The organism is Rhizobium esperanzae, assembly GCF_014197615.1.
GTDB classification, from domain to species: Bacteria; Pseudomonadota; Alphaproteobacteria; order Rhizobiales; family Rhizobiaceae; genus Rhizobium; species Rhizobium esperanzae_A.
This window is the reverse complement of sequence record NZ_JACIFY010000007.1, coordinates 85,822-111,416: the sequence shown is the minus strand read 5'-3', so window position 1 is coordinate 111,416 and position 25,595 is coordinate 85,822. Positions and strand designations below refer to the sequence as shown.

The 25,595-nt window shown below is 57.8% G+C and carries 19 protein-coding genes, 3 pseudogenes and 1 riboswitch; of the genes and pseudogenes, 9 read left to right on the top strand and 13 right to left on the bottom strand.

All coding sequences use genetic code 11. The annotated features are described in order from the left end of the window. Positions 1 to 133: 133 nt before the first annotated feature. From GGD57_RS11685 to GGD57_RS11675, 3 genes are all read right to left on the bottom strand, one after another. Complete coding sequence (locus GGD57_RS11685; protein WP_246713625.1) at positions 134 to 718, bottom strand: TetR/AcrR family transcriptional regulator; 585 nt, start codon at positions 716 to 718, stop codon at positions 134 to 136. A 146-nt stretch (positions 719 to 864) separates the two neighbouring features. Beyond that, positions 865 to 3,978 (bottom strand): efflux RND transporter permease subunit, encoded by a 3,114-nt coding sequence (locus GGD57_RS11680; protein WP_184469824.1) that lies wholly within the window; start codon positions 3,976 to 3,978, stop codon positions 865 to 867. Beyond that, entirely contained in the window at positions 3,978 to 5,090 is a 1,113-nt protein-coding gene (locus GGD57_RS11675) for an efflux RND transporter periplasmic adaptor subunit (RefSeq protein ID WP_184470019.1), read from the bottom strand. The genes GGD57_RS11680 and GGD57_RS11675 overlap by 1 nt, the downstream gene beginning before the upstream one ends. 97 nt (positions 5,091 to 5,187) lie before the next feature. Between GGD57_RS11675 and GGD57_RS11670 the strand changes: the two genes are divergently transcribed. From GGD57_RS11670 to GGD57_RS11650, 5 genes are all read left to right on the top strand, one after another. Beyond that, a complete protein-coding gene (locus GGD57_RS11670) occupies positions 5,188 to 5,778 on the top strand; it encodes a TetR/AcrR family transcriptional regulator (RefSeq protein WP_184469822.1) in 591 nt (196 codons plus the stop codon). A 74-nt stretch (positions 5,779 to 5,852) separates the two neighbouring features. Next, a complete protein-coding gene (fabF, locus tag GGD57_RS11665) occupies positions 5,853 to 7,121 on the top strand; it encodes a beta-ketoacyl-ACP synthase II (protein WP_184469820.1) in 1,269 nt (422 codons plus the stop codon). A 130-nt stretch (positions 7,122 to 7,251) separates the two neighbouring features. Continuing rightward, positions 7,252 to 8,268 (top strand): cell division protein FtsZ, encoded by a 1,017-nt coding sequence (gene ftsZ / locus GGD57_RS11660; protein ID WP_246713605.1) that lies wholly within the window; start codon positions 7,252 to 7,254, stop codon positions 8,266 to 8,268. Between the two features lie 593 nt (positions 8,269 to 8,861). Beyond that, a complete protein-coding gene (locus tag GGD57_RS11655) occupies positions 8,862 to 10,304 on the top strand; it encodes an MATE family efflux transporter (RefSeq protein ID WP_184469817.1) in 1,443 nt (480 codons plus the stop codon). A gap of 169 nt (positions 10,305 to 10,473) precedes the next feature. Next, entirely contained in the window at positions 10,474 to 11,454 is a 981-nt protein-coding gene (locus GGD57_RS11650; RefSeq protein ID WP_184469815.1) for a helix-turn-helix transcriptional regulator, read from the top strand. A gap of 362 nt (positions 11,455 to 11,816) precedes the next feature. On the opposite strand, the gene GGD57_RS11645 is transcribed toward GGD57_RS11650, so the two are convergent. Continuing rightward, entirely contained in the window at positions 11,817 to 13,778 is a 1,962-nt protein-coding gene (locus GGD57_RS11645; RefSeq protein ID WP_184469812.1) for a methyl-accepting chemotaxis protein, read from the bottom strand. 362 nt (positions 13,779 to 14,140) lie between these two features. Continuing rightward, positions 14,141 to 14,737 (bottom strand): TetR/AcrR family transcriptional regulator, encoded by a 597-nt coding sequence (locus tag GGD57_RS11640; RefSeq protein ID WP_184470018.1) that lies wholly within the window; start codon positions 14,735 to 14,737, stop codon positions 14,141 to 14,143. Between the two features lie 144 nt (positions 14,738 to 14,881). On the opposite strand from GGD57_RS11640, the gene GGD57_RS11635 reads away from it, so the two are divergent. Then, positions 14,882 to 15,304, top strand: coding sequence for an LLM class flavin-dependent oxidoreductase (locus GGD57_RS11635; RefSeq protein WP_348645965.1), 423 nt, complete (start codon positions 14,882 to 14,884; stop codon positions 15,302 to 15,304). An 11-nt stretch (positions 15,305 to 15,315) separates the two neighbouring features. Next, positions 15,316 to 16,056, top strand: coding sequence for an NADPH-dependent F420 reductase (locus tag GGD57_RS11630; protein WP_184469810.1), 741 nt, complete (start codon positions 15,316 to 15,318; stop codon positions 16,054 to 16,056). Between the two features lie 107 nt (positions 16,057 to 16,163). On the opposite strand, the pseudogene GGD57_RS11625 reads toward GGD57_RS11630, so the two are convergent. From GGD57_RS11625 to GGD57_RS11600, 7 genes and pseudogenes are all read right to left on the bottom strand, one after another. Beyond that, a pseudogene (locus GGD57_RS11625) lies at positions 16,164 to 17,337 on the bottom strand (thiolase family protein). 40 nt (positions 17,338 to 17,377) lie between these two features. Beyond that, positions 17,378 to 18,478, bottom strand: a complete 1,101-nt coding sequence (locus tag GGD57_RS11620) for an NmrA family NAD(P)-binding protein (protein ID WP_088682480.1) — start codon at positions 18,476 to 18,478, stop codon at positions 17,378 to 17,380. 35 nt (positions 18,479 to 18,513) lie between these two features. After that, positions 18,514 to 19,098: a glutathione S-transferase family protein gene (locus GGD57_RS11615; protein WP_184470014.1), complete on the bottom strand. Its 585-nt coding sequence runs from the start codon at positions 19,096 to 19,098 to the stop codon at positions 18,514 to 18,516. Positions 19,099 to 19,569: 471 nt separating this feature from the next. Beyond that, entirely contained in the window at positions 19,570 to 20,499 is a 930-nt protein-coding gene (locus tag GGD57_RS11610) for an alpha/beta fold hydrolase (protein WP_184469808.1), read from the bottom strand. Between the two features lie 35 nt (positions 20,500 to 20,534). Further along, positions 20,535 to 21,149, bottom strand: coding sequence for an alpha/beta fold hydrolase (locus GGD57_RS11605; RefSeq protein ID WP_348645974.1), 615 nt, complete (start codon positions 21,147 to 21,149; stop codon positions 20,535 to 20,537). A 2-nt stretch (positions 21,150 to 21,151) separates the two neighbouring features. Then, a pseudogene (locus GGD57_RS29150) lies at positions 21,152 to 21,280 on the bottom strand (ATP-binding cassette domain-containing protein); the annotation flags it as partial. Next, positions 21,253 to 21,789 carry an ABC transporter substrate-binding protein gene (locus tag GGD57_RS11600; RefSeq protein ID WP_246713623.1) on the bottom strand — a complete coding sequence of 179 codons (537 nt, stop codon included), beginning with the start codon at positions 21,787 to 21,789 and terminating at the stop codon, positions 21,253 to 21,255. The gene GGD57_RS11600 and the pseudogene GGD57_RS29150, both read right to left, overlap by 28 nt. 167 nt (positions 21,790 to 21,956) lie before the next feature. Here GGD57_RS11600 and GGD57_RS11595 point away from each other — a divergent pair, with 167 nt between their 5' ends. Next, positions 21,957 to 22,859 (top strand): LysR family transcriptional regulator, encoded by a 903-nt coding sequence (locus tag GGD57_RS11595; RefSeq protein WP_184469804.1) that lies wholly within the window; start codon positions 21,957 to 21,959, stop codon positions 22,857 to 22,859. A 139-nt stretch (positions 22,860 to 22,998) separates the two neighbouring features. Here GGD57_RS11595 and GGD57_RS11590 read toward each other — a convergent pair. After that, a pseudogene (locus GGD57_RS11590) lies at positions 22,999 to 23,577 on the bottom strand (shikimate kinase). Positions 23,578 to 24,301: 724 nt separating this feature from the next. Beyond that, a riboswitch (guanidine-I (ykkC/yxkD leader) is annotated at positions 24,302 to 24,413 on the top strand. 74 nt (positions 24,414 to 24,487) lie between these two features. On the opposite strand from GGD57_RS11590, the gene GGD57_RS11585 reads away from it, so the two are divergent. Next, complete coding sequence (locus GGD57_RS11585; protein WP_184469802.1) at positions 24,488 to 25,561, top strand: putative urea ABC transporter substrate-binding protein; 1,074 nt, start codon at positions 24,488 to 24,490, stop codon at positions 25,559 to 25,561. The last annotated feature ends 34 nt before the right edge of the window (positions 25,562 to 25,595 follow it).

Here is a 25,595-nt window from a genome sequence, read left to right as displayed (position 1 = left end):
GCACGGTACGTCGACTTGCATGATCGTGCGGAAAGGCCGGTAAGTCAAAAGGCTTTGGTGTGCCGGTGGAGGCTGGTTCGAGCCAGGTCGACAAAGCCTGATGGATGACCACCAGGCTCTGACGTGCAAAAGCTCATCCCGACATAATCCCAAGAGCCCGCAATACGAAGCGGGTCTGAGCTCCGAGTTCATCCTCCACATCCTTACCACTGCTAATCCGTTGCTCTAAAAGGCTCGGATGAACGAACGAAATGATTGCTGCCATGGCGCACCGAGCAGCATCACCCGCATCGTCGATTTCAAGTTCTCCGACCTGCAAGCCCTCGCGAACAGTCGCTTCGAATATCCGCGTCATCTCATCGAAGTACCACTTCGCGACGCCCCACTTGCCCTCTGTGGCAGCGACGAATAGTTCATGAACATAGGGCTCATCCGCGAGTTGTGTTCGGGCCTGCCGGTGAATTTCGTCAAACATTGCAGCCAGTCTGATGCCTGACGCATCCCTTCTTCGCGAGATCGCTCGTGCGATATCGAGTGTCCGGTTAGCAATGCGGGCGTAAACGTCCTGATCAATTGCCGCTCTTGTCGGAAAGAAGCGATAGACGTTCGCCCGACTTGTATCCAGATCACAAGCGATATCGTCAACGGTTGTCTTGCGGTGACCAATACGGCGAATGTGCTTTTCTGCGACGTCCAGAATCCGATCACGTTCCTGCATCAAGACTGGGTCACCCGGAACTGCGGAGCGAAGACCTCGCTCCTCAGGCTTCAGCTCTTGCCGATGGTGCGCCAAGTCATCACGAACCGTCGATGCCGCACCGCTGGTTTTCTCCTTTACGCCAGTACATTGTATGGACATGAGGGTCACTCTGCTGCTGCCGACAGTTTCAGGCTCGGAATCTTCTCCTCCGTGTCTGGGACAATGACCCTCTCGGGCGGTTTGATCCGGAACCAGGTCGCGTAAAGTGCAGGGAGAAACAGCAAGATCATAATCGTCCCGACCGCCGTGCCGCCGATCAGCGTGTAGGCCATGGATCCCCAGAACACAGAGTGCGTGAGAGGGATGAAGGCGAGCACGGCCGCCAACGCTGTCAGAATGACCGGCCTTGTTCTCTGCACAGTCGCCTCGATGACAGCATGATAATCATCCAGACCAGTCGCCTGATTTTCCTTGATCTGCTCTGTCAGGATCAAGGTATTGCGCATCAAAATACCCGCTAGGCCAATCAGGCCCAGAATGGCGTTAAATCCGAAGGGCTGATTGAACATGAGCAAGGCCGGAACAGCACCCGCGAGCCCGAGCGGGCCCGTCAGCATCACCATTGTCATGGTCGACAGGCTCCGAACCTGGAGGATGATGACGATCAGCATGGCGGCGATCATGGCAGGGAAGATCTGGACAAGTGCCACATTCGCTTTCAGTGATTCTTCAATGTTGCCCCCCATTTCGATGCGGTAGCCGACAGGGAGAGAGGCGATCAGCGGCTGAAGGGCCTTCATGACCTCCTGCGATACTTCCGGCGGCTGGGTGGTCTCGTTAATGTCCGAGCGGATGGTAATGACTGAAGTGCGGTCACGCCGCTTCATGATCGGCTCCTCGAAGCGGATTTCGGAGTGACCGATTTGGTCGAGCGGAACCGGTCGGCCATCCCTACTCATCAGGGAAAAGTCCGCCAGTCTCGAAGGATCGAGCCTGTTTTCACCGGCGCTCCGCGCGACCACGGGCACGTTACGAATGTTTTCGCGAACCTGCGTGATCGGCACGCCGCTCAGCAGCAACTGCATCTGTTGGGCTGCCTCTGCGGGAGAAAGGCCAATGAGGTTGAGCCGGTCCTGATCGGGAATGAAGCGCAGCACGGGCGTGCGATTGCCCCAGTCGCGGCTTGCCTGACGAACGTCCGGCACGCCCTTCATGATTGCAAGCGCTTGTTCGGAGATTTTGTATAATTTATCCGGATCCGGTCCCATGATACGGAACTCGACGGGAAATGGCGTGTAGGGGCCGAAGACAAGCTGCGTTACCCGCACAAAGGCTTCCGGTGCCAAGCCGCTGGAAACTGCTTCGCGCAGGCGATGCTTCAAGGCTTCGCGTCCATGCGCGTCGGGTGTCAGCACGACGATCTTCGCAAATGCCGGGTCCGGCAATTCGGGCGCCATGGCGAAGAAGAAGCGCGGCGCGCCTTGGCCGATGTAGCTGGTGGTGATTTCCGTTTCAGGCTGTTCCCTTAGCCAGCCTTCGAGTTTCTCGACCGTTGCAGTGGTCGTCTCGATGCTGGTCCCCTCCGGCATGCGCACTTCCACCAGAACCTCCGGACGATCAGACGTCGGGAAGAACTGCTGCTTCACGGAGCCCATGCCAACGACGGAGACAGCCATGATAACGCCGACGAGGCCGCAGGTCAGAAACTTGTGACGGACAGCAAACTCGATCGTGCTGCGAAGGCGTTTGTAATTTGGGGTATTATAGATGGCGTGATGGCCGCCCTCCACCGGCTTGATTTCAGGGAGCATCTTGACGCCAAGGTAAGGTGTGAAGATCACCGCGACGATCCAGGATACGATCAGGGCAAACCCGACAACCCAGAAGATGTTGCCAGCGTATTCGCCCGCGGTGGATTTGGCAAAGCCGACCGGCATCAGTCCGATGATGGTGACGAGCGTGCCCGACAGCATGGGGGCGGCCGTATGGCTCCAGGCATAGGCGGCCGCCTTGATACGGTCCATGCCTTCCTCCATCTTCACCACCATGACCTCGATGGCAATGATAGCATCGTCAACGAGCAGACCGAGCGCCAGGATCAGCGCGCCCAACGTAATGCGGTCGAAGAACCGGCCTGTTTCCAGCATGATGAGAAACACAACGGCGAGTGTCAGCGGTACCGCAAGCGCCACCACGATGCCGACGCGCCAGCCGAGAGCGACGAGACTGACGAATAGAACGACGCCAAGGGCCATCGCGAACTTGAGCATGAATTCACCGACCGCCGCGTCGATGTTGACGGCCTGATCGCTCACCTTCGTCAGCGTTATGCCAAGCGGCAAACTTCCCGCAATTTTGGAAGATCGTTCTTCGAGCGACTTGCCGAGTTCCAGCCCGTTCCAACCCTGCTGCATCACCACGCCAAGCATGATGGCGGGCTCGCCGTCATGGCGAATGACGTAGGTGGCCGGGTCCTGATAGCCGCGGCGCACATCGGCGAAATCCGACAGCTTCAGGACACGTCCACCCGCGACGATCGGCGTATCGGCAATCGACTCGACGCTGTCATAGGCACCATCGAACCGAATGAAGACTTGCGGACCCTGCGTATCGATCGATCCGGCCGGGGTCACGGTATTGCGCCGTTGCAGGGCAGCGGCGATGTCTTGCGCCGAGATCCCGAGAGTTGCGAGCTTGGAATAGGAAAATTCGACGAAAATCTGTTCCGGCTGCTCGCCGAGAATATTTATCTTTTTCACGCCCGGAACGTGAAGCATGTCCTGGCGGATCGTCTCGGCCTGTCGCACGAGGTCGCGCATCGCCATGCCCTTTGCGTTCAAGGCATAAAGGGCGAAGCTGACGTCTGAGTATTCGTCATTGACGAAAGGACCGATGACGCCGGGAGGAAGATTTCGAGCTTCATCGCCAAGTTTCTTGCGCGCCTGGTAGAATTCCCCCTCGACGGCCGACGCTGGAGTGTTGTCCTTTAGCGTCACTGTCAGGAAGGCATAGCCGGGTCGCGTAGTCGTTTCCACACGGTCGTACCAGGTCAGTTCCTGGAGGCGCTTTTCGAGCGGTTCGGCGACGAGATCCTGCATTTCGCGCGCGGTCGCGCCCGGCCAAACCGATGTAACTGTCAGCGTCTTGATGGTGAATGACGGGTCTTCGGCTCGGCCCAGCTTGACGAAGGCATAGGCGCCCGCGGCGGCCAAGAGGACGATGAAGAACAGGGTGACGGCTCGCTCACGGACGGCGAGCGCGGAGAGATTGAAGCTCATCAGTTTGCCGCCTCCGCCTTTTCAACGCTTGTGCGCACGCTTGCGCCGTCCTGAAGCAGATGTGCCCCAAGGGCAACGATCGCTTCCCCGGCCGTCAGGTTCGAGACTATGGCCTTCTCCTCCCCGATCCGCTCGACCTTCACGTCCCGGAAATGAACGCTGGAACCCTGCTCATCCAGGACCCAGACACCCGTGCGGGTGCCATCGTCCAGCAGCGCGCCAACGGGGACTTCAGCGTGTGACTGCGCTGTTTCGTTCTGCAGGCTTATCGTAACTGTTGCCCCTAGCGGCGCGGCCGCTGCAGAACCTTGCAGAACCCAGCGCGTTTCATAGGTACGGGTTTGAGGGTCGGCGGCATCGGAGATCTGCCTGAGGGCCGCCTTTTCTGCCGTGCTTCGGCCATAGATGGTGGCCTGTGCCATGGCGCCGATCCCGGGTCTCAGATTTTCAGGCAGCCAAACGAGGGCTTCGCGGGGTCCCGATTTCGCCAGGCGGATAACCGGCTGGCCCGCCGAGACCACCTGCCCCGGCTCGCCAAGCGTTTCAACAATGGTTCCGTCCGCGTCCGCCACGAGAACCGCATATGCCGCCTCGTTTTCGGCAACTTTCGCTTCTGCTTCGGCCGCGGCGAGCTGGGCGGTCGCCGTATCAAGCGCTGCCTTCGCCTGCTCATATCGCTGCGGAGTAGCAGCCAAACCGTTCTTGACGAGAGCAGCATAGCGCCGCTCGTCGGCCTGCGCCTGAATCAATGTTGCCTGGGCGGCCGCAACGGCATTGCGCTTTGCCGACAATGCAAGGTGCAGGTCGGTGTCGTCGACCCGCATCAATGGCTGCCCCGCCTTGACTTCTTCGCCAAGGCCGACAAGCCGCTCGACAATCTTTCCGGGCACCCGAAAGCCGAGATCACTTTGCACGCGGGCAGCAACCGTGCCGGTGAAGCTTCGGCTTGCTGCGTCTGGGGTCTTGACCTTCGTCACGCTTACCAGCGGAGCCAGACTGCGGGGATCCGCTGCCTCCGCGTCCTTGCTCGTTGGCGGCAGCAGGAAAATTGCAGCGGCGACGCCGACAAGGGCGGCCACTGCCACGGTTGAGAGGAAGATTGTTCGTTTCATGACACTGGCCTTCTTGACGGTGACGGCATAATTCTTAGATTGCATTCTAACTCTAAAAGATATATAGATGTCAACAGAAATCTAAAAGGAGATTATCATGAGGGTCAGTCGTGCCCAGGCCGAAGCGAACCGAGAGACAGTCATCAACGTCGCCAGCAGGCTCTTTCGCGAGCGGGGGTTCGATGGCATCGGCCTCAAGGACCTGATGAAAGGTGCCGGTCTTACCCAGGGCGGCTTCTACAAGCAGTTCGAATCCAAGGATGACCTAGCAGCCCTTGCGTCGCGTCGAGCGATGGAAAGCGCAACCCGTAGATGGTCCTCGGTCGCTGCGTTGAGCCCGGATCCACTGCAGGGCGTCGTCGATCTTTATCTTTCGGCAGGGCACCGTGGCGAAACCGGAGACGGCTGCCCCCTGGTCGCCCTTGGATCCGATGCGGCTCGCCAGAGCGTTGAGGTCCGCAAGCCGTTTCAGGACGGTATCAAAGCCCACCTGCAGGTTATCGAAGAGCTGTTGCCGGCCAGTGGTGACGATGACGATGCGCCCCGCAAGGCCATGGCGATGCTTGCGCTCATGGTTGGTGCGGTCACTTTGTCGCGCATCGTGACCGACGAGAAGCTGGCAGACCGCCTGCTTGAAGCAGCCGCGACCGAAGCAAAACGTGTCGCAGCCCCGGAGGCGGCGGAGTAACGGCCGGAACGACAGGTTCCTGACCGGTTCAGCAACCGCAGTCCGCTAGTTCGCAGTTCTATTCTGGAGTCATCATGCGTCGTGTCGTCGTAACGGGAATGGGAGCGGTCAGCCCGCTCGGTGCCAACGTTCAGAGCTCTTGGACCCGCCTGTTGGCGGGCAGGTCCGGGATCCGTCGTCTTCCTGACGAGATCGTCGGCGATTTGCCCGCCAAGGTCGGAGGTGTTGTCCCCTCTGTGGCAGAGGATGCCGACGCTGGTTTCGATCCTGACAGCGTCTTGCCACCAAAGGATCAGCGCAAGGTGGACCGCTTCATTCTCTTCGCACTGGCAGCGGCAGACGAGGCCCTTGCACAGGCCCGGTGGAAACCTGTCTCGGAAGAGGATCGCCTCAGAACGGCAACGATCATCGCTTCCGGGATCGGCGGCTTTCCAGCGATCACAGACGCGGTACGAATCGTCGACCAGAAGGGGCCGCGACGCCTTTCGCCCTTCACCATTCCATCGTTTCTGGTCAACCTAGCGGCAGGTCAGGTTTCCATCCGGCATGGTCTAAAGGGGCCGCTCGGCGCTCCGGTGACAGCATGTGCGGCCGGCGTCCAGGCAATCGGCGACGCGGCCCGGATGATCCGGGCGAACGAGGCGGACATTGCCGTCTGCGGTGGGACGGAAGCGTGCATGAACACTGTAAGCCTCGGAGGCTTCGCAGCCGCTCGGGCCCTGTCAACCGGGTTCAACGACACTCCTGCCCTCGCCTCCAGGCCGTTCGACATGATGCGCGACGGCTTCGTGATGGGTGAAGGTGCGGGCGTCCTTGTGATCGAATCCCTGAGCCACGCTCTGGCTCGTGGGGCGAAGCCGTTGGCCGAACTGGTGGGCTACGGAACAACGGCCGATGCCTATCATGTGACGTCCGGTCCTGAAGACGGATCAGGCGCCGCGAGAGCCATGCAAATCGCGATCAGGCAGGCGGGGATTGCCGCACATGAGATCCAGCATCTCAATGCGCACGCCACGTCGACCCCGCTTGGCGATCGAGGGGAAATCGAGGCGATTAAGACGGTGTTCGGTTCGATTGCAGGGATCGCGGTCAGCGGCACGAAATCCGCGACCGGGCACCTTCTTGGCGCCGCAGGTGGACTGGAAGCTATCTTCACGATCCTGGCTCTCAGAGACCAGGTCGCACCGCCAACGTTGAACCTGAACGCGCCCGATCCTGCAGGCGACGGAATCGACTTTGTCGCGAACAAGTCCCGGCCGGTTCAGATGGACTATGCAATTACCAACGGATTTGGGTTCGGGGGTGTGAACGCGAGCGCTCTTTTCCGGCGCTGGAGCGAATGACCTGCCTGAACAACACAGGTCCAGAAGATGAAGCTGCGGCAGAGCTCCTAAGCAGAAGCTTGATATTCTGAGCATTCAGCAGCTGATGCCGTTTCGAGTGCCAAGATTGAAACCGAATGGGATGGTAGTGATGCCTTCGCTTGAGATGACCGGCTGGAAGCCCAAGATTGCAGTAATCGGCGTTGGTGGAGGCGGTGGCAACGCCGTCAACAGCATGATCGCACGAAACCTGTCCGGTGTGGAGTTCATTGCGGCGAACACCGATGCACAAGCGCTTGCGATGTCTAAAGCCCACCACATTGTCCAGCTTGGCGTGACAGCCACCGAGGGGCTGGGTGCAGGCTCGCTGCCGGAACTCGGCCGGGCCGCGGCCGAGGAATCGATCGATCAAATCATGACGCATCTGAGCGATACTCATATGTGCTTCCTGACCGCCGGAATGGGAGGTGGTACAGGAACCGGTGCGGCACCGTTGATTGCGCATACAGCGCGCAGGGCCGGCATTCTCACTGTCGCGGTCGTCACGGAGCCGTTCAGCTTCGAGGGAACGCACCGGGCTCGCCAGGCCAGACAAGGAATCGAACAACTGGTCCATGCGGCGGATACCGTTATTGTCGTTCCGAACCAGAGCCTGTTCCGGCTTTCGGGTCCCCACACGACGCTCGAAGAGGCCTTCGCGATGGCCGACTCGATTCTTTATTCGGGGGTCATGTCGATCGTGGAACTGATCACGAAGGAAGGCCTGATCAATCTCGATTTTGCCGATGTCCGGTCCGTGATGCAGGAGATGGGACCAGCCGTCATGGCCACAGGCGAGGCCTCAGGGCCAGGTCGCGCGGCCGACGCGGCGAAGGCGGCTGTAGAAAACCCTCTGTTTGGGGAGGCGACCCTGAAAGGCGCGAAAGGCATTCTGGTGTCGATCGCGGCCGGCCGAGAACTGACCTTGTTCGAAGTCGATGAGGCAGCGAGTTGCATTCGTGATCAGGTCGACGCGGATGCCGAGATCACCCTGGGCGCCACATTCGATGAATCCCTCGGCGAAAAGCTGAAGGTTTCGATCATAGCGGCCGGCCTCAGGCGGTCGGCGGATGTGGTTGTCTTGGCGGAACGCGTACAGAAACACATCCCTGTCCACGCTCTCAGATGACGCGGCGCCGAAAAGTCGCACGGCCAAGTCCGCGAGCATCAATAAGGTCAATGGCAAGCTATGCTGAAACGCTTCTTTGAAAAATGGAGAGAATTGGAGGAGGCCCTTGACGGAATCGATGATCTTCAGGGTCAAGCCTTTTTGAACCTTGAACGACGTGTTGCTCGACTCGAGAAAGAGCTGGCGTCATTGCGCGCGATACCGCCGCTTGAAAACTGAGGTGCCGCATTCCCAAAGCTCGACTGCATTCAAGGCATTGTACAGCTATGCTGCGAGCGGTTGCGAGTTGGCGTGCACCGTCAGCCGTTAATGAGAGTCTTTTCGCGCGTCGATCCACTTTGTCTGCGTGAGTTGGATGCTCTTCAACGCTTGATCGATACGCCTCGACAATTGGCGATTCAGCCGTTGCACGATGAAGCAAAGGTCTCCCTCGATGTCGTATTCAGCATCAATAAATTTCCGATCCGGCGTCGCGCGGCGAACTTCATGGGAGTGGCTCGATCATATATATTTAGATGTTAGGTGAAATCTAAATATTGACTTAGATTTCCTTTCCCTTCTAAATGGGTGCGAACGAACTTGCAGGGAATGCCATGGGCCGAGTCACAAGCAATGCGCCAACCAGTGATCGTAGAAGCCTTCTCGCCGGCCCCATCATCCCGGCAATTATGCGTCTCTCGATACCGACGGTGCTCGTGCTCGTGGTGCAAACATCCGTTGGTGCAGCGGAGACCTATTTCGTCAGCTTTTTGGGTACCGATGCTGTCGCTGGCGTAACCCTGGTGTTCCCTGTGCTGATGCTCATGCAGATGATGTCGAACGGTGGAATTGGAGGCGGAACTGCCGCAGCCGTCGCTCGAGCGATAGGCGCCGGCCGGCGGGACGACGCCGATGCACTGGTGTGGCATTCGGTCGTGATTGCATGGGTGTTTGGGATCTTGTTCACGACGCTGGCATTCTCGCTCGGATCAGTGCTCTATCGGTCGATGGGGGGCGAGGGCGACGCATTAAACGCTGCGTTGACTTACTCGGCGGTCGTATTTTCAGGCGCAGTTCCGATCTGGGTCACGGCACTGCTGTCATCCGCGCTGCGCGGTGCAGGCAACCCGAAGGTCCCGGCGATTGTCATCATTTCTGGAACGTTTATTCTTCTTCCTCTTTCTCCAGCGCTCATTTTCGGTTGGGGGCCATTTCCAAACATGGGGGTGGCCGGCGGCGGCGTTGCAGTGGTCGTGTATTATCTCATTGCGGCATTGGCTCTGGTCTCGTACTTGCGATCCGGCCGTAGCACCCTGAGATTAAGGATCGTGCGCCTGGAGCGGCGCCTGTTCAGTGAGATCCTGGGCGTGGGCCTTCTATCTGCGATCGGAACCATCCAGGTCAATCTCTCCGTCGTTTTCGTCACGGCAGCCGTCGGCCATTTCGGGATCGACGCCTTGGCAGGCTACGGCATCGCCTCGCGGCTGGACTACCTCCAGATACCGGTCATTTTCGGCGTCGGGACCGCTATCGTTACCATGGTGGGGCTCAATATCGGAGCGGGTCAGGTGGAACGCGCCCGCAGGGTCGCATGGCTTGGCGCTGCTTTGGCTTTCGGGTTCTCAGCCGTTGTAGGAATCGTGGCGACCGCTTGGCCATGGGTGTGGATGCGGCTGTTCACTGGCTCGTTCGAGGTCGTGGCTCAGGGCAGTCTCTATCTGACGACGGTCGCACCCTTCTATCCGGTTGTCGCCTTTGGGTTAGCACTCTACTTCGCCAGTCAAGGCGCAAAGCGAGTGCTGCTTCCCGTTCTCGCAGGGACTATGCGTATGGTCATTGCCGCGTTCATAGGATGGGCCACGGTCGAATGGATGGGTGCTGACCTTCCAACGTTGTACGCTATCGTGGCGCTATCGGCCATCATCTATGGAATCCTGTCGACCATAGCTGTGTATTGGCCGAAATGGGAGAAAGTCGAGCTACAGGGGGGCCGCGATCGAGAATTCCGATACGCGACGGATGGGACATCCAAAAATACGTCTCGCATAGCCGGCTAGCCTGGATGATGGATTTGAATAGCTTCCGCCATTGGTCTGAATTTAAATGGCGGGATAATATAGATGTTGAAGCAACGAGTTTCGCTTCATCCAGCCGTCTTCGTTTTCGTACTTTTGAATTCAAACCATTCGCATCAGGCTGTATGTCTTTGACCTTCGGAGCATTCACATGAACAATAGCGCAGATGTCACGCCACCATGCGCTGGTGCGAATGCCCAGAGCATGTTTGACACACTGGCCGAAGTTGCTCGGCTCGAAGCCACACCCGTCAATACGCTCACAGGCTTTAGCTGGACTGCTGATGGTTGGTCTAATGGAACGATGACATCTGCCAGGTTCGAATGTAATGGAGAGCTGAAATGTCGGCCGACATCGGATGCTCCGGCATGGCTTGCGGTGTATGTGCCCCGTCACGGCATCTGCGGAATAGGGCGACGTGATATCCAGGCGATAGCGTCGCCTGGCCAGATACTCGTTGGACACAATCATGAGGTGGACCACTTCCTTGTCGGTGGCGCCTTTCACAGATCAGAGAAGTTTTTTCTGGACTGGAGCGTGATTTCCAAGGCGTTCGTCGATTTTTTCGATGCTCCCTTGACCGGATCTCTGGATCTGGCACCCGTGGTCGACGACTTGAGCCACACGGGTCCGCTGTTCAAGAATTTAACTGAGACGTTGATCTGTGGCATGCGTGAAGACGGGGGCTTGCGACAGTCTCCGTTGGCAATGGCTAGCCTCACCGAAGCGTTCGCTCATTTGCTGGTTGGCTCGGTGCGCCATCGCTATCCTGGACGTTTTGACCAGCAAAGGATCACGCCAGCGCCGTGGCATGTTCGACGCGCTATAGATTTCATGCAGGAAAATATCAGTACCCCGATCACAATTTCGACGGTCGCACAATCGATCAATGTATCCGTTCGTGCCCTAGAAAATGGATTTCGAAATTTCAAAGGTGAGACACCGGCAAACTACTTAAGAATGCTGCGAGTGCAGGCTGTCAGACAAGACCTTCTGGACGCTTCTAACCGCCAATCCGTCAAGACCATCTGTCTCAAGTGGGGTTTCTTCCACCCAGGCCGCTTTTCCGCATTCTACAAGTCCGTTTACGGGGAAACCCCGCGGCAAACGAAGATGCGGCAGACTCGTTAGTCGCCTTTCTCAAGGGAGAAGCCGCGGACGACTGGCGTCCGCGATTGGTTCAGCTGTGCTTCGAAACCACCGCCCCAGCGAACTGATGTTGCGGAAAAGCAATCCGCTCCTAGCCCCGCGCCGAAAGCGCGGCGATTGCACAATAACACTTTCTTGTGGAGGCAATCGTTGGTGAGCTGTCTGGGGTTAAGTGCCAGAGATCCGCACCCGTGCAAGTTCCGTGAATGACCGCAAGTTTAGCGAAGACCTCCTGAATTTGGTCCCGGGCGCTCTCCATAGCCTCCGTTTTCAGTCTTATCTCGACCTCGATCGATTTGAACGATCCCCGGGTTTGCTGACAGGGAAGATGATAAGATTGCTCATCAAAAATCCTCCCAGTGCTGCGCGGCTGAGACCGCCGAACCCCTAGCACCGCCGAACGCTGATGAAATCTTCCGGATCATGGCGACGGGAGCGGAAGGTCGCGGCTCGGATCCAGGCCCTGCCAGATGGATCGACGCAGCATCTGCACCATCGAAACGAAACTTTCCAAGCTGGGCCGATAGCGCCGCCGCTTCGGAAGCCAGCTTCTGTCCTGCCGCAGAAGTTTCCTCGACCATTGCAGCGTTCTGCTGAGTGAACTGATCCATCGCATTGACGGCGTTGTTGATCTCCTTAAGGGCGGTTGACTGCTCCCTTGCGGACTCGACGATAGCGTCAACGTGTTGATTGATCTCCTGCACTTCCAAAACGATTTCCGAGAGAGCGTTGCCTGTCTCGTCGACAAGCGCCACGCCGGAGCGGACCTGCTCGGCGGATGTGTGGATCAGCTGCTTGATCTCCTTGGCCGCAGTCGCTGAGCGCTGCGCCAGTTCTCGGACCTCTTGGGCGACAACGGCAAACCCTTTACCAGCCTCGCCCGCACGTGCTGCTTCAACACCGGCATTGAGTGCCAGGAGATTGGTCTGAAATGCAATTTCGTCGATGACGCTGATAATGTTGTTGATTTCGCTGGACGAGCTTTCGATCTGCCCCATGGCGAGGACCGCACGCTTGACCACGTCGCCGGACCGCTCGGCATTCTCCCGCGTCTTGGCGACAACGGTACGAGCTTCTTCCGCACGCGCAGTCGAGCCGTTGACCGTCGCCGTGATCTGATCGAGTGCGGCTGCGGTTTCTTCGAGCGATGCCGCCTGTTGCTCGGTGCGGCGAGCCAGATCGTTTGTTGCTGTGCTAATTTCAGCAGCGCCAGCGTCGATCGAGAACGCATTGCCGCCGACGGCCTTCAGGGTCGATTGCAGTTTGTCGGCGGAATTGTTGAAGTTCACACGCAGCCTGTCCAAGGCAGGGCCGAATGCTCGAGTAAGGCGGAAAGCGAGATTGCCGTCGGCCATGGCCTCCAGCGCCTGAGCGAGTTGTGCGACCGCATCATTGGTTTCTGCCGCCACCGCCTCGCGGTCCCTGGCAGTACTCTCGAGTTGTTCGCGCTCTGCCGCCGCACGGTTGGCATCACTTTCAGCCCGGCGTGCCGCCTGCTCGTTGATTGTGTCGCGGACAGCGCCGATTGCGCGTGCAAGATCACCGATTTCGTCGCCGCGAGTGTCGAGGCTAGTATCAGCTTCGTTACCTTCCCCACTTGCCATACGGTGGAGTGCCGACCGCAGCTTGGCGATGGGCTTCGTAATTGAACGGCCCGTCAAGAGGGCTGAGGCGATCGCCAAAAGAATGGCGCCCGCGAGTGAGCCGAATGCCAATGTCTGGAAACCACTGGCGGATTGACGAACTTCTGCACCAAGCTTCTGGTTCAGAGCCTCCTGATAGTCGATGAATTTGTTGATTGCGCCTAGCCAAGCTACGAACAAAGGCCGCGCCTGTTCAAGCAGAATGGTCTTTGCCTGCGCTTTATCGCCCTTCTTCTGCAGATCGATGATTTGTGCAACCAGCGGATTGGCCTTCGCCTGAATGTCGGCGATTTCAGCAAGTATGGTCGTTTCCTCGACCGAGGCGCCGGCGGAAGAGGCTATCATGTCCGCCATCTTTTTCTCGTTAACAGCGTAGGTTTCCGCCAATTTCGCAATCAGATCGACGGCGGCCTGCAGTTCCGTAGGTGTTTCGACCAGCGTGACATCCCGGATAGCAATGGCCCGATCGTGAACGCTGCCGCGATAGTTAATGGCGAAGCGCTGTTTGACACTGTTGACGTCGTTGATCTGGCCCAGACCTTCATTAATCGCGTTGACCTGGCTTGCCGAGTATTGCGTTAGCGCCAGCATCAAGAGCAGAAGAAAACCAAAACCTATCCCCAGGCGGGTTCCGATTCCGAAGGATCCAAAATTTCGTTTCATGTAGGAGTTCCTGAAGAGAGGTGAGCGGCTTGATGATCCGCTGATTGGCACAACGCTGCCCCGAGAACTCGCCGAGTAGAGTTAACAAGGTCTTGCATTTAACCGGACACAATTCCTTTGCTCCGCAAAACGGACACTCTGGTGAAAAGCGGATATCTATGCCGACGGCTGATAAAGTCTGGACGGTCGAATTTGACCTTGGTCAAGACAGGATTTCCGAAACCAGCAAGTCGGCTCCTGTCGTCCAAGTGTTGCGGCAGTCGCGTTGCAAAGTCGCTTCTCTCGTGTCCTCGACGGCACGGGCAACTGATCAGGAACGGCTCTGACCTTGCCTACAGGCATTTGGGCTCATCTAGGGATGCTCAACTCCTTTGTTGATCCTTTCCGGTAGTCCAGCCCAATTTCAGCAGATTCCGAAGCGCGCTCCGCGTGCTGCCGTCCGCGGTGGACGCGCCGCTCGCCCAAGCGATTGCCAGTGCTGCAAGAAAGATCTCATGGCCCGTCAAATCCTGACGAGCTCTCCCCTCGCGTTTCGCTTTGTTCAAAAATTGATCGGTGGTTTCGATTACTTGCCGACAAGTTGGCGACAGTGGTGACCGCACCTCGGACCATGCCGCGCGGAGTGGTTCCGGCAAACCGTCGTACACCAGCATCCAGTCACCGAGCGCATCTATCCACCGGTCGAGCATTTGGTCAGCTTCGATGTCTTCGCTGGCAATAAGTTGGCGCTTTGTCTCCAAAGTTTGGTAGTGTGCATCAAGCAACGCGGCCAGCAGAGCATCCTTGTTCGGGAAATGCCGATACAACGTACCTGCCCCGACACCCGCGTCCTTGGCAATGGCGTCCATGGAAGCGTCGACCCCCTGGCTTGCGAATGCGCGGCTCGCCGCATCCAATATCTGCGCTCTGTTATATTGCGCATCCTTGCGGGCGCTGCGTGAGGATGAAGTTGGAGACATAAAATCACTGCCCTCTTGCAAAGTGGAGACACTCTCCATATTTGTTGCGAAACGGAGATGCTCTCCATATAGCTAGTAGCCGGCTCGTCAAACAGCAAATGCGGTCCCCGGCCAAACGCACTTTTTGCGGCAGGAGGATCCATTGTGGCCCGGCAGATGATCATAAGCATGCAGTTTGGCAACGGCTACGGTTCGCAGCCCGGTGCTTGGCGTATGCCGGGTGTTGATCCCATGGGCTATACCAACTTCGACAATCAGGTGCGCTACGCTCAGGCGGCGGAGCGCGGCAAATTTCAGTTCCTCTTCGTCCCCGACTTCCCGGCAATGAAGGGCGATATCGAAAACGAAGCCCCACAGATCACTATCGATCCGATGATGACGCTCGCTGCGGTCGCGCGCGGGACCAGCCGGATCGGACTGGTGGCTACAGGCTCGGCTACATTCAATGAACCCTATAATCTCGCGCGTCAGTTCAAGGCCATGACTACGAAGGCTCCACCCTGCGCGCCCATCTCGGCGTACCCCCTCAATGTGGGCTCGATCCGCGGCTTCACATCCAAATGCTGAAAGGAAGGCAAATGAATATTGGAATTATCGGTGCAGGCAATATCGGCGGGACGATCGCGAAGAAGCTCGTCGCGGCTGGACATTCTGTGAAGCTGGCGGGTTCCAAAGGGCCTGACGCCGTCCGGGACCAGGCAGAAAAGATTGGTGCAGTGCCGGCCACCGCACGGGACGCAGTAAAAGGCGTCGAAGTGATCGTTCTGTCCATTCCGTTTGCGAAAATCCCTGATGTCGCAGAGCTGTTCGCCGATGTTCCGGCCGACGTGACAATCATCGACACTTCCAACTATTACCCGCAGCGTGACGGGCAGATCGCCGAGGTCAACGAAGGCAAACCAGAGAGCATCTGGGTCAGCGAGCAACTTGGCCGGCCAGTTATCAAAGCGTTCAATGCTGTTCTGGCCTATACGCTGGGACAAAGTGGAGCAACTAAGGGGACTGCGGGTCGGATTGCAATCCCTGTTGCTGGAGACGATCAACGCGGAAAGAGCGTAGCGCAGGGGATCGTTGAAACCGCCGGCTTTGATGCACTTGATGCAGGAGATCTGGCTGATTCATGGCGGCAGCAGCCAGGTTCACCCGCCTATTGTACCGAACTGTCGGCTCCAGATCTTCGTCATGCTCTGGCTTCTGCCGATCAGAACCGCTCGGCCCGTGATCGCGACAGGGTAATGAATGGATTTATGAGGAGTGTCGAGCCGATCAGCCACGAGGCGATTGTTGCTCGCAACCGGGAGGTCACCGCTCCGCGCTGAGGCAGTGGGCGCGAGATCAGCAGCCGCTCGCCAGTCTGCAGGGGATTGCCAGCGAGTGCAAACGCTTGAGTAGTTGGCCTCGTAAACATGTGCGTCGTGATCGGCGGTTAGGTGGTCAGCCGCTCCAGTGCAATGGCGATGCCCTGTCCGCCACCGATGCAGAGCGTAACGATTCCGCGCCTCAGGTCCTCACGCTCCAGAGCGTAGAGGAGGCGCGTGATCAGCACGGCCCCGGTTGCTCCAATCGGATGTCCGTGCGCAATAGCTCCGCCATCCACATTGACAATGTCCAAGGGAAGACCGAGCTCTTTCTGAACGGCCAATGGCACGGCAGCGAAGGCTTCGTTGATCTCGATGCGCTCGATGTCTGCCAGCGACCAACCGGAGCGCTCCAGGGCGATCCTAACAGCCGGCACGGGTCCGAGGCCGAATAGGCCGGGCTCGACCCCGGCGATGCCGTACGCTGCAACGCTGCGCAAAATCGGCACTTGTCACGATCATCGCCGCAGCACCGCTGTTGAGACCGGGCGCGTTGCCAGCGGTGATGGTTCCATCCTTGCGGAAGGCGGGCCGCAAATTTGAAAGTGACTCCATGGTGGTGTCCGGCCGCGGGGCTTCATCGACGGCGAAGACCGCCGTACCCTTTTTTGTCGTTAGCGCAATCGGTACGATTTCCCGCACAAACTTGCCACTATCCTGGGAGGCAACGAAGCGCTGCTGCGAGCGCAGAGCAAAGTCATCTTGCTCTGTGCGAGTGAGTTGCGACGTCGCAACGAGGTCCTCCGTGTGCCAGCCGGAATGCGCCCCGGAAAAGGCGTCGACGAGACCGTCCGTGAGCATGCTGTCGAGTATCTCTGCAGCACCCATCCGGTAGCCCCAGCGTCCGCCAGTCATCAAGTATGGAGCGCGGTCCATGTTTTCCATTCCTCCAGCGACCACCGCTTCGCACTCTCCGGCGACGATCTGCTGGATGGCACTCACGACCGCCTGAGCGCCGGAACCACAGACCCTGTTCACCGTCATGGCTGGCACGCTTACAGGAAGGCCGCCTCTGATTGCAGCTTGGCGTGCCGGGTTCATTTTGTTCCCAGCCTGAATGACATTTCCCATCACCACTGAACCGATCTCTGACGGAGCCAGCGTCGATCGTCTCAAAGTTTCGGCAATCACGAGCGCACCAAGTTCCGTCGCCGGCAGTTCTTTGAGAGAGCCGTTGAAGGTGCCGATCGCGGTTCGAACGGGATTGCAGATGACGATGTCGGGTGCAGAGTGGTTAACCATCGGATTCTCCTCACAGGTTTTGGAACAGCATGCCGGGCGCTCAAAGTCCCCCGAGATTGCCCTTCTGCCGATCCTCACTACTCTTCAAAATCGAAAAGCTGTTTCGCAACGCGTCGGGCTGGATCTTGTCCCAAAGCGAAGGGAGCCCGCTTTTGCGCGCCAACTCCTCATGCCGCTCGAGCCACTGATCGATGGACTTCAATCTGTTGGGATGAATCTCATCAAGAAGCCGGTAGTCGCGTTTGATGACGTCATGTTTCCACATGTTCCAGAAGCCTGTGAAATTGTCCCTGAAACTCATGGTGCTTTTGTCTGCGGGGTCCGCATTGTAGCCAGCCGGACGATCGGCTGCGTTTTTAAGCGGCCCGCCGAAATAATCGTCGATGTCGGTGTCGATGTAGCGTGCTGGATGTCCCGTCACACGTTCGAAGGCGGCGGCCAGCTCGTCGTAGCGGACATGTTCGATGGCAACCTCAAGATTCATCCCCGTGGACCGCTCAGGGTTGTCGAAAAGCCAGCGTACGTAAAATGCGCAGTCTTCCAGTGAGACATGGACCACGGCGCCTTGGCCAAGCGGCACCCTCCATGTGACAACGCCGTCCTCGACTCTTGGCGTCATAGGAGTGAAGGGCGAAAATGCCATTTCAATGTATGGGCCCGTGGTAAATATCGCGGCACCCATCCTCGCAGTATTGTCTTGGTTTTGCGACAAAATCCACTCGGCCACGCGGCCTTTACCGTCATAATGGCCCGTTCGAAAACGCGAGTCATATCCAGATTTTTTCAGGACATAATCGAGATTGCCGAAAACGAAGAACTTGATCCCCTCCTCCAAGGCGATCTCATAAATTCTCATTGCGAGATAAGTCTCTGTCTTTTCCCCCGTGTTGAACCCGTCAATATTGACAAAGGCCCCGTCGCACTCTCGAAGACCTCGACGAACAATATCCTCATCCGCAAAGGAGCCTTGCAAGACAGAGACATTGCCTAAATCCAGAAGTTCTTTCGCGCGATCTGACGTACGGTCACGGGTCAAAGCGAGAACATTATACTGGCCGTCGCTGACCAAGCCCTTCACGACAGACATTCCTTGGGCTCCGGTGGCCCCGATCACAAAAATCCGCTTGGTGTTGAATGACATACGAGCTTTTTCCGTTGTTTGGTTACAGGTTGCGGCTATGCCGTTCGGATCAAGTCGGAGGACATCGTTAGGGCGCGCTGGAATGCTGGCCGCGCTTCAGCGCGTGCGATATAGGCACCAAGATTTGGAGTGTCCTGCAGGACGTCACTTCCACGCAGCGGACGCAGCACCGACACCATCAACAGATCTCCCCCACTGAACTCTCCATCGAGCCAGTCGTGCGCATCAAGCACAGCGGACAGTTCGTGAAGCCGTTGAACCAGATAGCCCACGCTTCCGGAGTCTACGCACGGCTCAACCGTATTCAATGCCGCGAACATCCACATGACGGCGCGAGACCTGGCATTTTGATCCGGCGGTAGCAGGCCGGAATAGGATTGGGCGATATGATGGACAATCGCCCCGGACTCGAAAAGTACCAGATCCCCCTCCTCATATGTCGGCATCTGACCAAAGGGATGAAGCTTGCGGTATTCGGGACGGCGCATTTCAGAGAACGCAAGCAGTCGCAGTTGGTAAGCCTGGCCAACCTCCTCAAGTGCCCAACGCACACGCATATCCCTGTGATAGCCCCGGCCACCGTCGGGAGGGTTCTTAAAGATTGATACAATTGGATGCATGTCGATCATTCTTTGGATTGGGGTATTTAACAAACTAGCCCGAGCTTCGAGCGAAGCGGGCAAACTGTTGGCTGACAGCAGGATGCCTGCTCAAAAACCGCCTTAACATACCTACTTCTTAGATTTCGATCGAAATCTATATATAGGTTTTTGTTTTCGAGTCAAATGAAACTGTGTTGCTTTGCAGCGCCAGGCGTAACCGGTTGAATACCCTGATGTCGGTGCCGACATCCGCTTGCGTGCTGTTGGCATATGCATGACATAAAAAGACTAGCCGCACTGGTTTAGCGCCGATTGCCAAGGTGCTGGTCAGCAATAGGTGGTTAGCCTCCGCGAGCCGCGGTTACGTCAGCAAACGGCACAGCCAAGGACTAGGAAAGTTTCATCGGATGGAGCCGGGGGCGACTTCACGCCGCTCCCGGCACGGCTATTTGGAATTCGATCTCGCCACATTGGGCCCGACAAGCAGGCTTACTTCGGTCCGTCAAGAAACATATCGACTTGTGAGACGAAGAGAGTCTCGTGCTGAAACAGCGACCCGTGCCCGGAGTCCGGGTAGAGGCTAAGTTGGGCGTTCGGAATGCGCTGAAACAGCGTAACGGATTCGAGCGTCGGTGCGATGCTGTCATCGCTTCCGTTAACGATCAGAACAGGTTGCTTAATCTGGGAAAGCTGCTCGGTATTCTCCGGCATGCTGCCCCAGGTAACGAGAGCCTTCGCCTGCGCGCCCATGGTCTGCTCAGACACTGGAGCTTCGGGATCAACTGAGTGATTGTTGATGTTCTTCAGATATTCGTCGGCTTCTGCCTTTCCCGCTTCGGTATCAGTGAAGAACAGCAGGGCACGGAGCGGACGTCCGGTCTCGCCGCTGGTTTTGATGGCGGTCGAAATCACATCGGGCAGCCGTCTGAATCCTGCCGATCCTTGCGGCGCCGCACCTACCAAGATGGCCTTCCTGATCAAGGACGGTTTTTCTATCAGAAGCTGTTGAACTATGGAGCCTCCGAGAGAGAACCCCAGTGCGTCGACCTGCTGCAGCTTTAGAGCCTCGATAAGTCGCGCGGCGGTGTCAGCCATACCTGCAACATTATCTGGAGATTGGCCTCCAGATGCTCCGACGCCGGCATTGTCAAATACCACGAGCTCTCGTCCCTTCGCTAGGCCTTCGATAGTTCGTTGGTCCCAATCATCCATGGTGCCGGTAAAATGCTGGAAGAGAACAAGCGGTGGCTTGGAGCCTCGGTCGCCGATCGTTCGATAGGCGTAACGCGTGCCGCCGATCTCGACATATTTGTTTTCCGTCGTTGTGTAGTCAGAGGCTGCAACTGGCTGGGCCGATGCGACGTTGCCGATAACGGCCGCCGAAAGAAGCATCGTGGACAGTACTAAGCGCTTGATCATTTCACACCTGAATTTGTTGTGCTGTTTGCGGACTGTTAGCGAAGGAACTCAACAACCTGCTGTGCGAACAGCTTGTGGTGCTGGAAGATCGCGCCATGGCCCGTTGCCGGGAAAATGCTCACCTGCGCATTGGGCAGGCGCTTTGCGAGCTCGAACGAGTTCACCGTGGGCACCATGATGTCTGCGTCTCCGTTCACGACCAGAACCGGATGTTCGACGGTGCTCAGGTCGATTGCGTCGCTCGTGCCCCAATTATCGATGGCGGCGATCTGCGCGCCGATAGTCTCATCCCGCGCGGCTGCATCGCGGTGTTCCGCGCGCTCTTCCAGGCGTGCCAGGAATGCGTCGCCAGCAGCCTGCCCGTCGGCCGTCTCGGTGAAAAACAGGAAGTGCTTCGGGTGCTTTCCCGTCTCTCCAGCCTTCTGAAAGGCATTTTGGATCAGGCCGCCGACACCCGATATGCCCTCCCCTCCTGCTGGGCCGGTTCCAGCAAGAATGATCTTACGAACGAGCCCAGGTTCGCGCTGGACGAAGGCTTGAGCAACGAACCCTCCGAGCGAAAATCCAAAGAGGTCGATCTTCTCCAGCCCCAAGGCTTTGACAAAGGCAACGGCATCCGCAGCCATTTCCTCTACGGTCGTGGGGGCAATGCCATCCGCGCCCGGGTGATTTCGTCGAGTGCCCCGAACGGCTCGTCCAGCAGAAGGAGTTGCGGCCTGGTAATCAGCGCACGGGCGATCGAGACACGCATCTTCATGCCACCCGAGAGTTCGCGCGGGTAACATAGCCCTGCTGGATCGCGGTCTTGTCGGAGACGAAGACCGCCGAACTGTAAGTGTAGGGGCGCAACTGGTCGTCGGTAAAGCCAAAGCGGTATTTGAGGAACTGCCAGAATTCGCCGCGGGCAAAGTCGGCGACCATCACCGGACGACCTTTGACGTCCTCCAGTTTGGTCACCCCCTGCCCTGCATGAGCGACGAGGGTCTGAGGATCCTTCTGGAAGAAGGCCGCAACCGTGACGCCGGGTATACCCTGCTTGACCATATTGAGCGTGGTGAAGCTCGAGCCCATGCCGAGATCCTGCTCGCCGCCCGCCACTAGCATGGCAGTATTGATGCCCGGTCCACCGGCCATCAGATCCACGTCGAGCCCCGCCTTCTCGTAAAGCCCCGTGGCTTTGGCCTGGAAGAAGCCGCAATGCTCCGCCTCGGGCAGCCAGCCAAGACCGAAACGGATCCTGTCGAGTGCGGCGGCAGGGCCTGAGGCGCCGAGAAGAAGCGTTGCGGCCATCATTGCAAGCCCGCCGACGCGGGTGGTCTTGGTTGACATTGTTGTTCCCCATTGTTGGTATTGTCCGACCAAACTATGTCAACTGATGTCCTGACAACAGCGTCATTTTTGCGTATATCTGTCCCGATTTATGCATCATAATACGACGCGAACGAAAGACAAAGTCCATGAACCAAAAGACCCTGCGGTTTCTCGAACAGGTCTCCCGTTTCGGATCGATGCGGAAGGCCGCCGAAAACCTCAATATTTCCTCGTCCGCGCTCAACCGGCAGATCTTGGCTCTGGAAGAAGAAGTCGGGATGCCCCTGTTCGAGCGGCTTCCTCGCAAGCTCCGGCTGACAGCGGCTGGCGAAGTGTTGGTCGCGCACGCCCAGGCCGTGGAACGCGACTATCGTTCGACGATGGGGCGCATCGCGGCGCTGAAGGGAATGGAAAGAGGCACGATCCGGCTCTCGACCATGGGAGGATTGATCTACGGCCCGCTCCTGACGCTCGCCTGCGAATTCATCCGCCAACACAGCCGCATGCTGGTGCGCGTCGAGATCCAGCCGTCGCCCGAGTTGATCGCTGCACGCGTCATGTCGGGAGAAAGTGATATTGGGCTGGGTTACAATATACTGCCGAACCCTGGCCTTCGTATTCTGCAGACCATCGACGTGGAGATCGGTGCAGTCGTTGCGCCGGACCATCCCCTCACACGGAAGCCGGCTCTTCGCCTATCGGACTGCATTCAGTATCCGATCGTGACTGGGACCGACACGATGGCGATCCGCAGCGTCATGGATCATGCCTTCGCCTCTGCCGAACTGCCCTTGCAGCCGACAGTGGAAACCGATTCGATCGAAGTTATCAAACAGTTCGCGACGAGCGGCAGCGCCATCACTTTCCTCAACCCCTTCGACATCAGTGCGGAGACGGAACGCGGAGCGTTGATATGGCTGCCACTCGTAGAGCGTTATTTCCCCATCCCATCCCTCCGCCTGGTCGTCCGGTCGAAAGGTGTACTGGAGACTGCTGCGGCAAGGCTCACTGAAAATATCAAGTCGCAGATGAGCGCATACAGCGGATGAATAGGCAGCGCTCAATGCTCGCCTTGATGGATAACGAACCGCCTATACCAACTTCGTTGACCCAAAAGAATTTTGGCATCGTCCTGTCTTAGCGTCGCTGATCCTAGCCGCCTTGCAACCCTTTAAACGGGAGACATTTTCACGTCCTGCACGGTCGATCACGCCCGCGTGCATTGGCGGCCAGGACTTCCTTGACCATGATGTCCTTGTCGACGTCGCGGGATAGAACCGTGAGATCGGCTTCCTCATAGATCGGATAACGCGCGTTCATCAGGTTCTCGAGGGTCTATTTCGGATCCTCGGTCTGAGCAACGGGCGCCGTTGATCATGTTCTTTGACGTGGTCCCCACAGCAGGTCGAGATCGGCCTTCAGCCAGACGGAAAGACTACCGCGCTTGACGTGCTGGCGCGTGCTCTCGTTGATGAAGGCGCCGCCCCCGGTCGAGACGACACGGGGCCATTATTGAGGACACGCTTTTCCAGCGCCCGGAACTCCAGTTCACCAGAGGCGACAAAGAGGTCGGGGATCGTCATGCGCGAAACACGCTCGATCTCGACATCGGTATCGACGAAGGAAATGCCGAACTGCTGTGCGAGGAACCGGCCAATCGAGGACTTCCCTACCCATTGATCCGACCAGGACAAGATTGCGCTGACCCAGCGCAGCTCGCGCCCGGTCCTTAAGACTTTCGGGAAGGCCCAAGACTTGTTCACTTATCGGCCATTTACTATGTCTTTAAAAGTACGATCAAATGACCTCTCTAGGCCGGCGAGTCGCATATGTTCCGCTAGCCTTGCCGGAAACTGCGTAGTCGACCGGTCACTCATGCTCATAGTCGGAAGAAGCGGCAGTATAGACAGTGAGACGGATAACGTAGCTCGGCACATTTGCGGAGAAGGGTTTGCGGCATTGCAATAATTGATAGCGCACTGCAATATCACTCTCACAAGTCTATGCAGTTGGGGCGTCGTGCGATGAGGATTTGCATCTATAAGTCGGAAAGAGCACCTGAGCTTACCCTCTTGCTGCGAGAAGACTTGCCTCTGCCACTCGACACCAGGATAGGCAAATGGACCAAAATCAAGGTCGTGACCGACAGGGAAATGAGAGCAGACCTTTTGATTCAAATGGGTGGTGCGGGGTATGCGTTGGTTCGGCTTGGCGCGATCAAACAACATTAGCAATAGCACCGCCCGGACTTCTGCTAGAGTCATAGCCGGAAGGCGACAAGCTCCTCGTGTTGTCTCAGTGCTAATTCTGCGCCTCGTCGTTGTGCCTACGTCGTTTCTCGTACACGGAACGCCTCCCGACGCGGGCCCTTGGTCTATGCTCAAATTTTGAGCATAATGCTGCAAGTGTACACAATTCCGAACCACCCAAGGAACTGAGGCGAGAAAAATCAATAGGTTACAAGCTGGCACACCTCTTGCAGTAAATGTGCTGAGTTGGTGGCTAGGGTTCCGGCGCTTTTCAGAAGTGCGGCTGGTCCGAGAGCCACCACCGACGGGGGAGAAATCCCGTCGGGTGCACGGCGGGACAAAAGCCCGGGAGACCTCGTAAGCCAAGGGATTGGTGGCACGATGGTCTTTGCCGATCCCTTTTGAAGAAAAGCAGAAGGGGAATTTCAATGCAGACTTTTTCGAAGATTGTTTCCACCACGGCGCTGGCGGTATCGCTGATGCTCGGGGTTGTTTCCGTCGCAGAGGCGGAACAGAAGACCGAATTCAAGGTGGCCTGGTCGATCTATGTCGGCTGGATGCCTTGGGGCTACGCTGCTGACCACGGCATCGTCAAGAAATGGGCTGACAAATACAGCATCAAGATCGATGTCACGCAGTTCAACGACTATGTGGAGTCGATGAACCAGTACACGGCCGGCGCCTTCGACGCCGTGACACTGACCAATATGGACGGGCTGTCGATCCCGGCCGCCGGCGGCGTCGATACGACGGCCGTGATTGTCGGCGACTTCTCGAACGGCAATGACGCCGTCATCCTGAAGGACAAGGCGAGCCTTGCCGATATCAAGGGGCAGAGCGTCAATCTCGTCGAATTCTCCGTCTCGCACTATCTGCTTGCCCGTGCGCTCGAAAGCATCCAGCTGACGGAACGCGACGTGAAGGTGGTCAACACGTCCGATGCCGACATGGTTGCCGCCTACAAGACACCCGACGTCACCGCCGTCGTCACCTGGAACCCGCTGGTCTCCACCATTCTCGAAGATCCCTCGGCCAAGAAGGTGTTCGACAGCTCGCAGGTGCCGGGCGAAATCATCGATCTGATGGTCGCCAATAGCGGCGTGCTGAAAGACAATCCGAATTTCGGCAAGGCACTCGCCGGGATCTGGTATGAGACGGCCGCATTGCTGCGAGCAGACACCGCCGAGGGCAAGGCAGCCCGCGAGGCCATGGGCTCGGCGTCGGGCACCGATCTCGCCGGCTTCGAAGCCCAGCTCGCCGCCACCAAGCTCTTTGACAAGCCGGCCGATGCCGTTGCCTTCACCGCTTCGCCGAATCTGCCGAAGACCATGGATCTGGTGCGCAACTTCCTCTTCGAGAAAGGCTTGCTCGGCAATGGCGCGCCGTCGGCTGACGTCATCGGCATCGAAATGCCCGATGGCAAGGTTTTGGGCGATACCGGGAACGTGAAGCTGCGCTTCACCGAGACCTATATGAAGGCAGCCGCCGACGGTTCGCTCTGATCGCAACGGAGGCGCGGCTTGGCTCGCGCCCCTC